This window comes from Hamadaea sp. NPDC051192 (genome assembly GCF_040682475.1).
Lineage (GTDB): Bacteria > Actinomycetota > Actinomycetes > Mycobacteriales > Micromonosporaceae > Hamadaea > Hamadaea flava.
In genome coordinates this window covers 21,653-34,430 of sequence record NZ_JBFBAZ010000042.1, presented here as the reverse complement: position 1 = coordinate 34,430, position 12,778 = coordinate 21,653, and the positions used below count along the sequence as shown (strand labels likewise).

11 protein-coding genes are annotated in these 12,778 nt (G+C 68.4%); 8 read left to right on the top strand and 3 right to left on the bottom strand.

From position 1 onward, the window contains the following. Positions 1–2: 2 nt before the first annotated feature. The 6 genes from AB0M47_RS19555 to AB0M47_RS19530 all read left to right on the top strand — a co-directional run bounded on the left by AB0M47_RS19555 (position 3) and on the right by AB0M47_RS19530 (position 5,569). On the top strand, positions 3–1,271 hold the full coding sequence (locus AB0M47_RS19555; protein WP_363415353.1) for a branched-chain amino acid ABC transporter permease: 1,269 nt from the start codon (positions 3–5) through the stop codon (positions 1,269–1,271). Then, positions 1,268–2,107, top strand: coding sequence for an ABC transporter ATP-binding protein (locus tag AB0M47_RS19550; RefSeq protein WP_363415350.1), 840 nt, complete (start codon positions 1,268–1,270; stop codon positions 2,105–2,107). The genes AB0M47_RS19555 and AB0M47_RS19550 overlap by 4 nt, the downstream gene beginning before the upstream one ends. Before the next feature lie 2 nt (positions 2,108–2,109). After that, positions 2,110–2,814, top strand: a complete 705-nt coding sequence (locus tag AB0M47_RS19545; RefSeq protein WP_363415427.1) for an ABC transporter ATP-binding protein — start codon at positions 2,110–2,112, stop codon at positions 2,812–2,814. A gap of 112 nt (positions 2,815–2,926) precedes the next feature. Next, positions 2,927–3,817 (top strand): ABC transporter substrate-binding protein, encoded by an 891-nt coding sequence (locus AB0M47_RS19540; RefSeq protein WP_363415347.1) that lies wholly within the window; start codon positions 2,927–2,929, stop codon positions 3,815–3,817. Positions 3,818–3,851: 34 nt separating this feature from the next. Further along, the gene (locus AB0M47_RS19535; protein ID WP_363415344.1) at positions 3,852–4,787 is read left to right on the top strand and encodes an amino acid ABC transporter permease; all 936 of its coding nucleotides are present in this window, start codon (positions 3,852–3,854) and stop codon (positions 4,785–4,787) included. A 29-nt stretch (positions 4,788–4,816) separates the two neighbouring features. Then, positions 4,817–5,569 (top strand): amino acid ABC transporter ATP-binding protein, encoded by a 753-nt coding sequence (locus AB0M47_RS19530; protein ID WP_363415425.1) that lies wholly within the window; start codon positions 4,817–4,819, stop codon positions 5,567–5,569. On the opposite strand, the gene AB0M47_RS19525 is transcribed toward AB0M47_RS19530, so the two are convergent. Beyond that, a complete protein-coding gene (locus AB0M47_RS19525) occupies positions 5,566–6,327 on the bottom strand; it encodes a hypothetical protein (RefSeq protein ID WP_363415341.1) in 762 nt (253 codons plus the stop codon). The genes AB0M47_RS19530 and AB0M47_RS19525 overlap by 4 nt on opposite strands. 54 nt (positions 6,328–6,381) lie before the next feature. Between AB0M47_RS19525 and polA the strand changes: the two genes are divergently transcribed. Then, complete coding sequence (gene polA, locus AB0M47_RS19520) at positions 6,382–9,069, top strand: DNA polymerase I (RefSeq protein WP_363415338.1); 2,688 nt, start codon at positions 6,382–6,384, stop codon at positions 9,067–9,069. A gap of 131 nt (positions 9,070–9,200) precedes the next feature. On the opposite strand, the gene AB0M47_RS19515 is transcribed toward polA, so the two are convergent. Together AB0M47_RS19515 and AB0M47_RS19510 are read right to left on the bottom strand one after the other, a co-directional pair. Next, a complete protein-coding gene (locus AB0M47_RS19515; protein WP_363415422.1) occupies positions 9,201–9,956 on the bottom strand; it encodes a class I SAM-dependent methyltransferase in 756 nt (251 codons plus the stop codon). A gap of 70 nt (positions 9,957–10,026) precedes the next feature. Beyond that, positions 10,027–10,989: an endo alpha-1,4 polygalactosaminidase gene (locus tag AB0M47_RS19510; RefSeq protein WP_363415335.1), complete on the bottom strand. Its 963-nt coding sequence runs from the start codon at positions 10,987–10,989 to the stop codon at positions 10,027–10,029. Between the two features lie 283 nt (positions 10,990–11,272). Here AB0M47_RS19510 and rpsA point away from each other — a divergent pair, with 283 nt between their 5' ends. Then, a complete protein-coding gene (rpsA, locus tag AB0M47_RS19505; protein ID WP_253761686.1) occupies positions 11,273–12,745 on the top strand; it encodes a 30S ribosomal protein S1 in 1,473 nt (490 codons plus the stop codon). The last annotated feature ends 33 nt before the right edge of the window (positions 12,746–12,778 follow it).

Here is a 12,778-nt window from a genome sequence, read left to right as displayed (position 1 = left end):
CCATGAGCCAGCCGACTATCGCGGTTCCCACACCGAAGCGACCGCAGAGCATCGACCGGACGCGGCTGGGGTGGCCGCTCGGCTTCACCATCGCGGCCGTCGTCGTGGTCGTCTTCTACGGTTTCATCCTGCCCTTCCTGGTGCCCGGCGTACGGGTCTGGGTTCAGGACTGGCTGCCGATCAGTGAGATCAACGTCGCGCTCATCTGGGCGATGAGTGCTCTGGGCCTGAACATCGTGGTCGGTTACGCCGGCCTGCTGGACCTGGGGTATGTGGCGTTCTGGGCGCTGGGCGGCTACACCACCGCGTGGTTGATGTCCGACTTCGGGTTCGGTGGCAAGGTCAACTTCAACATCTTCGGCAACGCCGGACCGTCCAGCACCACGGGCATCCATCTGAACGTCGTGTTGGTGTTCCTCGCTGCGGCGGCGGTCTGCGCCTTGTTCGGCGTGATCATCGGCGCGCCGACGTTGCGGTTGCGCAGCGACTATCTGGCGTTGGTGACGCTCGGTTTCGGTGAGATCATTCCGCAGATCTTCCGTAACGGCGACCCGGACGGTCTCGGGTTCAACCTGAGCAACGCCACGCTCGGCATCGGGCCGATCGACTCGATGACGTTCGTCCGGATCAACAAGGGCGAGGTCGCGGTCGGGCAGATGAACGTGTTCGACCACGTCGGACGGTTCATCCTGTTCGCGTTGCTCACCGCGTTGATCATCTTCGTCTCGCTGCGGCTGCGGCAGGGCCGGCTCGGCCGGGCCTGGCTGGCCATCCGTGAGGACGAGCTGGCGGCGAGCGCGATGGGCGTACCGCTGATGCGGGCCAAGCTGGCGGCGTACGCCGTCGGCGCGATCGCCGGTGGCATCGGCGGTGTGGCGTACGCGTTGCACCTGGGCCGGATGCTGCCCGACCCGTTCACCTTCGCCGTCTCGATCACGCTGCTGGCGATGGTCGTGCTGGGCGGCATGGGCAACGTGTGGGGCGTGCTGCTCGGCGCGCTGGTGATCTCCTGGTTCAACTCGACGGGCCTGCCGCAGATCGGCGACTCGTTCAACTCCACGTTCGGCACGGACGTCGACTTCCCGTCGTTCAACTTCCTGATCTTCGGTGGAGTGCTCGTGCTGATGATGTTGTTCCGCCGCGAGGGCTTCCTGCCCGAGTCGCGTACGCGTCTGGTCCTGCATGAGGGCGAGACGGGCGACACGCAGGCGGAGGAGCCGGAGCAGGAGCTGGTCGACGAGACCACGGTCAAGTCGGGAGACGTGAAGTGAGCGAGAACGCGACTCTGACGTCCGTTCCGGCGCTGCAGGCCGACGACGTCTCGGTGGTCTTCGGCGGTCTGGTGGCCGTCAACAAGGTCAGTTTCACGGTGCCCGATCAGAGCATCGTGAGCCTCATCGGCCCGAACGGCGCCGGCAAGACCACGTTCTTCAACGTGCTCACCGGGTTGTACCCGACCGAGCGCGGCGGGCAGGTGATCCTCGGCGGCCGGGACGTCACCGGCATGGCGCCGCACAAGATCGCGTCGCTCGGCCTGGCCCGGACGTTCCAGAACATCCGGCTGTTCAACCTGATGACGGCGGAGGAGAACGTCAAGGTCGCGATGCACTCGCACCTGAAGTCGGGCGTCTTCGGCACCGTCATCCGGGCGCCGTGGCAGCGCCGGGAGGAGCACGAGGCGCACGAGTTCGCGTTGGATCTGCTCAAGTTCGTGGGCATCGGGAAGTCGGCGTACGAGTACGCCCGCAACCTGTCCTATGGCGACCAGCGGCGGCTGGAGGTGGCTCGGGCGCTCGCGCTCAAGCCGCGGGTGCTGCTGCTCGACGAGCCCACTGCGGGCATGAACCCGCGCGAGTCCGCCGAGTTCGTGGACTTCGTCCACCGCGTACGCGACGAGCGGAAGGTGTCGGTGCTGCTCATCGAGCACGACATGAGCGTCGTCATGCGGGTGTCGGAGCGGATCACCGTGCTCGACCGGGGCGAGAAGATCGCCGAGGGCACCGCCGAGGAGGTCCGCACCAACCCGCGGGTCGTCGAGGCGTACCTGGGCAGCGCGGCGAACGACAACCACGTGACCATCGACGACGGTGAGGAGGCCGGGTCGTGACGATGCTGGACGTGAGCGGCATCTCCGTCTACTACGGCAACATCGCCGCGGTGAAGGACCTGTCGCTCCAAGTGGAGCAGGGTGAGATCGTGACCCTGATCGGCTCCAACGGCGCGGGGAAGTCCACCACGCTGCGGACGATCTCCGGGCTGCTCAAGCCGAAGTCGGGGAACATCGTGTTCGACGGTCGCAAGATCGAGGGCATGCCGGCGCACGACATCGTCCGGCTGGGTCTTGCCCAGTCGCCCGAGGGCCGGCGGATCTTCCCGCGGATGAGCGTCGCGGAGAACCTGGACCTGGGTGCGTACCTCCGCAACGACAAGGAGGGCATCGCCGAGGACCAGGAGCGGATGCTCGAACTGTTCCCGCGGCTGCGGGAGCGGATCGCGCAGAAGGCAGGCACCTTGTCCGGCGGCGAGCAGCAGATGCTGGCCGTCGCGCGGGCGCTGATGGCCCGGCCGAAGCTCCTGCTGCTCGACGAGCCGTCGATGGGTCTGGCGCCGGTGCTGGTGGACGTCATCTTCGCGACCATCAAGCGGATCCGTGAGGCGGGCACGACGGTGCTGGTCGTCGAGCAGAACGCGCGGGCCGCGTTGAGCGTCGCCGACCGGGCGTACGTGCTGGAGTCGGGGGCGATCAAGCTCAGCGGTGAGGCCCGGGCGCTGCGCAACGACCCGGAGATCGCCAAGGCCTACCTGGGCGGTTAGCCGGGCTTGTGGTGACACTCAGATCAGGGATATCCATGGAATCTTGTCCCAAGATCACATGGATATCCCTGATCTGCATCTCTGGGGCGTACGGATGTCGTAACCTACCTTCGTGCGAATTGTCCAGATTGTGACGGCTGCGCTGCTGGTCGCCGCCGGAGCCACCGCCTGCAGCAACGACGACAACGGCGGAGGCGGTGGCGCGGCCACCCCGATGCCGAGCGTGACCGCCGACGCGGCGCTGGCCGCGAAGGTGCCCGCGGCGATCAAGTCCGACGGGAAGATCACCGTCGGCACGGAGGCGACGTACGCCCCGGCGGAGTTCCTCGACACCGACGGCAAGACGGTGATCGGCTTCGACATCGACCTGTTCAAGGCGGTCGCGGCGCGGCTGGGACTGACCGCAGACTTCCAGCAGAGCACCTTCGGCGCCATCATCCCCGGCGTCGGCACGGGCAAGTATGAGGCCGGCGTCTCGGCGTTCACGATCAACAAGGAACGCCTGCAGCAGGCCAACATGACCAGCTACTTCAACGCCGGTACGCAGTGGGCGGTGAAGAAGGGCAACCCGCAGGGCGTCTCCATCGATGAGCCGTGCGGCAAGCGGATCGCCGTGCAGAAGGACACCGTCCAGGTCGACGACATCACGGTCCGGTCGACCGCGTGCACCTCGGCAGGGAAGGCCGCCGTCACCATCAACCCGTACCCGGGGCAGGACGCGGTGGCCAACTCGGTGGCCTCCGGCAAGGACGACGCGATGCTGGCCGACTCGCCGGTCACGGCGTACGCCGTCAAGCAGTCCAACGGAGAGCTGGAGACGCTGGGCGACATCTACGACTCGGCGCCCTACGGATACGTGACCGCCAAGGCGCAGACCGACTTCGCCGAGGCCCTGCGCGGGGCCGTCCAGTCGCTCATCGACGACGGCAGCTACAAGCAGATCCTCCAGGCCTGGGGCGTGGAGAGCGGCGCGATCAAGACCTCCCAGGTCAACCCGGCGTGACCGGGAGACGGTACGGGACGGGGAGACACAAGAGGTGACCCAGCAGCCGGAGCCGCTGACGGCGGTGCCGGTCCGGCATCCGGGCCGGTGGGTGGCGGTCGGCGTGATCGTCGTGCTCGCCGCGATGTTCGCCCACCTGCTCATCACGAACGACTCGTTCCACTGGTCGTTCATGGTCCACAACATGTTCACCCCGGCCGTGCTGCGCGGTCTGCAGGGCACCCTGCTGATGACCGTGCTGGCCATGTTCTTCGGCATCGCGCTGGGCATCCTGGTGGCGATCGCCCGGCTCTCGCCCAACCCGGTGCTGCGCGGCGTGGCCTGGGTCTACACCTGGTTCTTCCGGGCGATACCCCGGCTGGTGCTGCTGGCTCTGCTGGGCAATCTGAACATCCTGTGGCCGCAGATCTCGTTCGGCGTGCCGTTCGACACCTACATCGGGAAGATCTTCGGGATCACCGACCTGCACATGCGGGTGTTCGAGGGACAGACGCGCGACCTGCTGTCGGGGTTCATCGCCGGGCTCATCGGCCTGGCGCTCTCGGAGGCGGCGTACATGGCCGAGATCGTGCGCGCCGGCATGCAGTCGATCGACCCCGGGCAGGAGGAGGCCGCGACCGCGCTCGGCATGCGGCGCTCGCAGACGCTGCGCCGGATCGTGCTGCCGCAGGCGATGCGCGTCATCATCCCGCCCACCGGCAACGAGACCATCGCCATGCTCAAGGACACCTCGCTGCTGATCTACGTGCCGGTCACCGCCGAGCTGTTCTTCCAGCTGTCCGCGATCGGCAGCCGCACCTTCCTGCCGTTCCCGATGTATGTCGCGGCCAGCCTGTGGTACCTGGCCATCGTCAGCGTCCTGCTGATCGGCCAGCACTTCCTGGAGCGCCACTTCGCCCGGGGCCACCGCACGGAACAGGCCCGGATCCGGCTGGCCGGCATCGCCGGGGAGCAGGGCGGCACGCTGTGACCGTCCCGGACGCCCCGCCGCCGGACGTCATGGTCCAGGCCGACCAGGTCCACAAGTACTTCGGCCGGCTGGAAGTGTTGCGGGGCATCGACTTGACCGTCCCCGCCGGGCAGGTGTGCGTCCTGCTGGGACCGTCGGGCTCCGGCAAGTCCACCTTCCTGCGCTGCATCAACCACCTGGAGAAGGTGACCAGCGGCCGGATCTGGGTCGGCGGCGAGCTGATCGGCTACCGCCAGCGCGGCGACAAGCTCTACGAACTGCACGACAAGCAGATCGCCGAACAGCGCCGCGACATCGGCATGGTGTTCCAGCGGTTCAACCTGTTCCCGCACATGACGGCGCTGCAGAACGTGATGGAGGCGCCCCAGCGGGTCAAGGGCGAGTCCAAAGAGGAGGTCCGCGAGCGCGCCAAGGCGCTGATGGACCGCGTCGGCCTGGCCGACAAACAGGACAGCTATCCCGCGCAACTGTCCGGCGGCCAGCAGCAACGCGTGGCCATCGCCCGGGCGCTCGCGATGCGGCCCAAACTCATGCTGTTCGACGAGCCGACCAGTGCGCTGGACCCGGAGCTGGTCGGCGAAGTCCTCGACGTCATGCAGGGCCTGGCCGGCGAGGGGATGACCATGATCGTGGTCACCCACGAGATCGGGTTCGCCCGCGAGGTCGGTGACCAGGTCGTCTTCATGGACGCCGGGGTGGTCGTCGAGTCCGGCCGGCCGCGCGACGTGCTGGAGAACCCCCAGCACGAACGCACCCGCGCCTTCCTCGCCAAAGTCCTCTAACGCGGGGCACCGGGCAACGCTGCCAAGCCCGCGAGAAACTCAAGACGCTCCGCCGGGGTCAAGGCCCGCCACGGGGCTGCGGCTCCGCGGTTCGTCTCGGCTTCGACGGTGATACGCACAGCGGAGTGCCCCGGCAGGGCGACGATGCCGGCGGCGGTCAACCCGGCGGCCTGCCAGGCGGCGGCGTGCGCGTCGGCTCGGTGGTAGCGCAGCGTTCCCAACCTGGTCAACAAGGTCGCACCGGTGTGCGTACCCAGGGAAGGCAACGGGAGCACCGCGGACAAGGCGTGACCGTCGGTCGTGACCGCCCAGGTGGCTGGATCTTGCGCGACGGCGAGCGCGCGGCCGGCGAGGTCGGCGAGGCGCGCGACCGGCTGCCCGGCCCAGAGCGTGTCCGTGACCTTCGCATGCAGCTCAGCGAGCGCGGCGAGGAATTCGCGCCCGCGGTCGGTGGCCCGGAACGTGCCGTCTTCGGCGACGGCGAGCATCCCGCGCTCGGCCTGGCCGGCGACGATCTCGCGGGCCTGCGCGAGGTCGCCGTAGCGGCGGATCGCGGCGAACTGTCCCGGAGTGACCGCTTCGCCCGCGCCCAGCCGAGTACGCAGGTCGATCAGGTAGCCGACGGCGGACACCCCGCCGAACGACTCGCTCAGTTCGCGACCGCCCATCGACCGCGTGGCCAGCATCGTCTCGGCGAAAACCCGGTCGATCGCGGGCGCCGCCAACGCCGCGAATGCCTCAGGTGCGAGTTCGTCCACCGCGCGAGCGTAGCGGTGCGGCGGATTGTCGGACGCCTGCAATAGGCTTCCGGGGTGACTGACGCTCGACTGTTGCTGCTGGACGGACATTCGCTCGCATACCGGGCCTTTTTCGCGCTGCCCGCCGAGAACTTCTCGACCACCACCGGGCAGACGACCAACGCCGTCTACGGCTTCACCTCGATGCTGATCAACGTGATCAAGGACGAGCGGCCGACCCACGTCGCGGTCGCGTTCGACGTCTCCCGGCAGTCGTTCCGCACCGAGCAATACGCGGAGTACAAGGCGGGCCGGTCGGAGACGCCGGAACAATTCAAGGGCCAGGTCAGCCTGGTGCACGAGGTGCTCGACGCGCTCAAGATCAGCCACGTGCAGCTGGAGGGCTACGAGGCCGACGACGTCATCGCGACCATGGCCCGGCAGGGCCGCGAAGCCGGGATGAAGGTGTTCATCTGCACCGGCGACCGCGACGCGTTCCAGCTGATCACCGACGACGTCACCGTGCTCTACCCGCGCAAGGGCGTCTCCGACCTGGCCCGGATGGACCCGGCGGCGGTGCTCGAACGCTACGGCGTCGGCCCCGACCGCTACCGCGACCTGGCCGCGCTGGTCGGCGAGTCCAGCGACAACCTGCCCGGCGTGCCCGGGGTCGGGCCGAAGACCGCCGCCAAGTGGATCGACCTCTACGGCGGCATCGACGGCGTCGTGGAGCACGCCGACCAGATCAAGGGCAAGGCCGGCGACAGCCTGCGCGAGCACCTGGCCGGAGTGATGCGCAACCACCAGCTCAACTACCTGCTCGACGACCTCACGCTGCCGCTCGCGGTGGACCAGACCGGCTGGACCGGCTGGGACCGCGAGGAGGTGCACCGAGTCTTCGACGCGCTGGAGTTCCGGGTCCTGCGCGAGCGGCTCTACCAGTACCTGGAGATCACCGACGAGCCCGAGGCGCAGGCCGGCTTCGACGTCACCGGCGAGGTCATGCGGGCCTCCGGCGCGCTCACCGACTGGCTCATCGCCCAGGCGGGCAAGCCGACCGGCGTCGCGGTCAGCGGCACGTTCGGCCGCGGCACCGGCAACCTGACCGGCATCGCGCTGGCCACCGACGAATCCGCCGCCTGGTTCGACCCGTCGGAGGTCGACCAGGTCGACGACGAGTCGTTCGCCCGCTGGCTCGGCGACCCCGACCAGCCCAAGGTGCTGCACGACGAGAAGCCCGCGCTGCTGGCGTTCGCCGCCCGGGGCTGGGCGCTGGCCGGAGTCACCCGGGACACCGCGCTCGCGGCGTACCTGGTCCGGCCGGACCAGCGCAGCTATGACCTGGCCGACCTGTCGGTCCGCTACCTGCACCGGGAACTGCGGGCCGAGGCGCCCGACGACGGCGGCCAGCTGGCCCTCGACTTCGGCGACAACACCGCGGCCGACAGCGCCGCCGAGGCGTTGATGCTGCGCGCCCGGGCCACCCTCGACCTGGTGGACGCCTTGGGCGACGAACTCGACAACGGCGACCCCGAGGCGCACGGCTCCCGGCTGCTCGCCGAGGTCGAGCTGCCCCTGGTCAAGGTGCTGGCCCGGATGGAGCAGACCGGCATCGCCGCCGACACCGACTACCTCAGCGAGCTGGAGGCGTTCTTCGCCGGCGAGGTCAAGTCGTCCGCTCAGTCGGCGTACGGGGTGATCGGGCGCGAGTTCAACCTCGGCTCGCCCAAGCAGCTGCAGGAGATCCTGTTCACCGAGCTGAACCTGCCGAAGACCAAGAAGATCAAGACCGGCTACACCACCGACGCCGACTCCCTGCAATGGCTGTACGCCGAGACCGGCCACCCGGTGCTGGAGCACCTGCTGCGCCACCGCGACGTCGCCAAGCTGAAGTCGACCGTGGACGGCCTGCTCAAGTCGGTCAGCGAGGACGGCCGCATCCACACGACGTTCTACCAGACCGTCGCGGCCACCGGTCGGCTGTCGAGCACCGACCCCAACCTGCAGAACGTGCCGATCCGCACCGAGGAGGGCCGGCGCATCCGCCGCGCCTTCATCGTCGGCCCGGACTACGAGTCGCTGATGACGGCCGACTACTCGCAGATCGAGATGCGGATCATGGCCGACCTCTCCGGCGACGAGGGCCTCATCCAGGCCTTCACCTCCGGCGAGGACCTGCACACCTGGGTGGCCTCCCAGGTCTTCGAGACCGACCAGATCACCCCCGACCACCGCCGCAAGATCAAGGCGATGTCCTACGGGCTGGCCTACGGACTGTCCGCCTTCGGGCTGGCCCAGCAGCTGGGCATCTCCACCCAAGAGGCCAACGGCTTGATGGAGGACTACTTCGCCCGGTTCGGCGGCGTACGCGACTATCTGCAGCGCGTGGTCAGGCGGGCCGGTGCGGACGGCTACACGGCGACGATCCTCGGCCGTCGCCGCTACCTGCCCGATCTGCGGAGCGACAACCGGCAGCGCCGCGAGATGGCCGAGCGGATGGCGCTCAACGCCCCGATCCAGGGCTCGGCGGCCGACATCATCAAGATCGCCATGCTTCGCGTCGACGCCGCGCTGCGGGACGAGCAGCTCGCCTCGCGCCTGCTGCTCCAGGTGCACGACGAACTCGTCCTCGAGATCGCGCCAGGGGAGCGGGAACAGGTGGAAACGTTGCTGCGCCGCGAAATGGGCGGAGCGCACCAGCTCTCAGTGCCGCTGGAGGTGTCGGTCGGCGTCGGCCGCGACTGGAACGCCGCCGACCACTAACCCCACCCTCACCCGCCGCCGGGCCGCTCGCGCGCCGGGCCGCTCGCGCGGCCGCCCCGCCCACCGATCTCCCCGTTGATCATGGAGTTAACTGTTGTCTCGGCGGTGTGTCGGCACTGGAAAGTCCATGATCAACGGGACGGCAGGGTGGCGGTGAAGATCGCCGTACCGGGGATGATGTCCCCGCGATGCGGACTCCAGCCGCCCCAGACCTGTTCGTTGCCGACCGTCCACTCCGGTTCGACCAGGTCGGTCAGATGGAATCCGGCTCCGGTGATCAGGCGTACCCAGTCGCCGACCGTCCGGTGATGCTCCACGTAGACCGCCGTGCCCTCGGCGTCCTCTTCGACGTACGGGCGGCGGTCGAAGTAGGAGCTGACCGCGTACAGGCCTTCTTCGCCGGGCTCGTCGAGGAAGCACCACCGGATCGGGTGCGAGACGGAGAACACGAAGCGGCCGCCGGGGCGCAGCACCCGGGCCACCTCGGCGAGCACTCCGCCGGCGTCGGCGACGAACGGCATCGCCCCGTACGCCGAACACACGAGGTCGAAGGAGTCAGGGGCGAACGGCAGGTGCACCGCGTCGGCCTGCACCACCGGCAGGCGTACGCCGGACCGCGCGTCCAGTTCCCGCGAGTGAGCCAGCTGGCGGCCGGACAGTTCGAGCCCGATCGCCGTCGCGCCCTGCGTGAGCAGCCAGCGACCGCACTGCCCGGCGCCGCAGCCGATCTCCAGGACGTGTCTGCCCTCGACGTCGCCGAGCAGCCGGGCCCACGCCTCGTCCAGTCCCTCGGGTCCCCAGATGAACCGGGTGTCGCCGAGGAATTCGCCGTGTTCGGCCTGGTACGCGTCGGCGGCGCCGTCCCACCAGTGGCGGCTGGCGCGCATCGTCTCGTCGGCGGCGACGGGCCGCCGGTTCGGCCGGGCCCCTTGATCGGGATAAGTCACCTGATCATTGTCACGGGCACACCGAACGCCATGCGTCCAGGTCCAGGTGCTTGCGCATCGAGGCGAACCGCAGCTTCTTCGTGGCCGGGCAGAACTGGGCGGGGGACAGGTCGTACTCGACGTGGAACACCGGTTTGCCCGCGGTGATGAACACGCTCAGCCGGGCGCATTCGGCGTACTGGGCGCACTCCTCGTTGACGGCGAAGTCGAACGACGGCTGCAACTGCTCGGCCTGGTCGACGTCGTTCTTGAGGCCCACCGCCAGCCCGTGCCGGTGCGCCAGGTCGGCCACCCGGCGGTTGAAGGCGAGCTGATCCGCGGCGGTCAGGGAGAACCCGCTGTCATTCGCGTACGCCTCCAGGTTGTCCGGCTCGACGCCGTCGAAGCCCTTGTCCCGGCACATCTTCATCCGGTCGGTGAGGATGGGGGACAGCAGGTCCCAGCGCCGGACGTCGACCCAGTGCTCGCCGGGCCAGCCGTCCAGCTCCTTGCCGAGCACCGACTTCGGGTACCGGCCGGAGTCGGCGCGGAAGTCCTCCTGCGCGCCCGCGTTCAGGTAGCAGATCACCTTCCGGCCGGCCTTGTGCAGGGCGGCGACCTGGGCGGCCGTCGTCGTGAACAGGTCGACGTCGTATACCTCGGCCGGCACGGTGAGGTCGAGTCTCCCGGAAAGCTGCCATTGCCAGGTCTGCCCGACCCGGGGCTTCCATCGGCCGGTGCTCGCACTCGCCCTCGCAGGGGCCGGGGCCGATGCGGCGGCCAGGGACGGGGACGCCGTCGCGGACGCGGCTTCTGCTGTCGGCGTACCACTGGGGGAAGTTGATGCCGAATCTGCCGCGATCGACGGGCCGGACGCGGACCCGCAGCCGGCGGTCGCGAGCGCGAGGGCTAGCCTGATCGTTATCCACAGAGGACGCACGGCGTCATGATGCCCGACGAGGCATGTCGAGGCGAATAGTGACCTGGGCCACATGATCGACTGTGGCTCGGCCGATCAGTGTGATCAGACACACGTTCGGTCGGGAAGCGTGCCCGACCCGGGACTTGCGAGCGGAAGTCTTCTTCTCAAAGCTGATGGGGTTGCGACGTGTGCTAGTGGGCACGGTAAGCTGTTCAATGCACTTACGCCGCCGCGTGCCTCGGTAGGGAGAAGGTTCGCAGCCGTCGATGCGACCTCGTTGGAGGGAGCGTCCTCGGCGGGCGTCGAGGGGTGCACCTGTCTTACCTGACACCATCCGACCGGAGCAACAGTCCACATGACGAGCAGCATCGAGGCCACCTCGAGCGTCACCAGGGTCACTCACGACGATCTGGGTTCTGAGGAAGCATTCCTCGCCGCGATCGACGAGACCATCAAGTACTTCAACGACGGCGACATTGTCGAAGGCACCGTCGTCAAGGTCGATCGGGACGAGGTCCTGCTCGACATCGGCTACAAGACCGAGGGCGTCATCCCCTCGCGCGAGTTGTCGATCAAGCACGACGTGGACCCCTCCGAGGTCGTCTCCGTTGGTGACCACATCGAGGCCCTTGTTCTCCAGAAGGAGGACAAGGAGGGTCGCCTGATCCTCTCGAAGAAGCGTGCGCAGTACGAGCGGGCGTGGGGCACCATCGAGAAGATCAAGGACGAGGACGGCGTCGTCCGCGGCTCCGTCATCGAGGTCGTCAAGGGTGGTCTCATCCTGGACATCGGCCTGCGAGGCTTCCTGCCCGCGTCTCTCGTCGAGATGCGCCGGGTGCGCGACCTGCAGCCGTACGTCGGCCGCGAGCTCGAGGCGAAGATCATCGAGCTGGACAAGAACCGCAACAACGTGGTTCTGTCCCGTCGCGCCTACCTCGAGCAGACGCAGTCCGAGGTCCGGACCGAGTTCCTCAACAAGCTCGGCAAGGGTCAGGTCCGCAAGGGTGTCGTGTCCTCGATCGTGAACTTCGGCGCGTTCGTCGACCTCGGTGGGGTCGACGGCCTGGTGCACGTCTCCGAGCTGTCCTGGAAGCACATCGACCACCCGTCCGAGGTTGTCGAGGTCGGCCAGGAGGTCGAGGTCGAGGTTCTCGACGTCGACCTGGACCGCGAGCGGGTCTCGCTGTCGCTCAAGGCGACGCAGGAGGACCCGTGGCGTCAGTTCGCCCGGACCCACGCGATCAACAACATCGTGCCGGGTAAGGTCACCAAGCTGGTTCCGTTCGGCGCGTTCGTCCGCGTCGAGGACGGCATCGAGGGCCTGGTCCACATCTCCGAGCTGGCCGAGCGCCACGTCGAGATCCCGGAGCAGGTCGTCCAGGTCGGCAGCGAGGTCATGGTCAAGGTCATCGACATCGACCTCGAGCGTCGCCGCATCTCGCTGTCCCTGAAGCAGGCCAACGAGGGCTTCGTCGAGGGCGAGGAGCACTTCGACCCGACGCTCTACGGCATGTCGGCGTCCTACGACGCCGAGGGCAACTACATCTACCCCGACGGCTTCGACCCCGACACGGGCGAGTGGCTCGAGGGCTACGACAAGCAGCGCGAGGCGTGGGAGACGCAGTACGCCGAGGCCCGCACGCGCTGGGAGGCCCACACCAAGCAGGTCCAGACCTCGCGGGCGGCGGACGCTGCCGCTGTCAACGAGGCTCCGTCCGGCAACGTCTCGACGTCGACCCCGGCGAAGGCCACCGAGGAGCCCACGGGCACCCTGGCCACCGACGAGGCGCTCGCGGCGCTGAAGGAGAAGCTGGCCGGCGGCAAGTGAGCCGCTAGTTCCACTACAGAAGCCCCGCTCGGC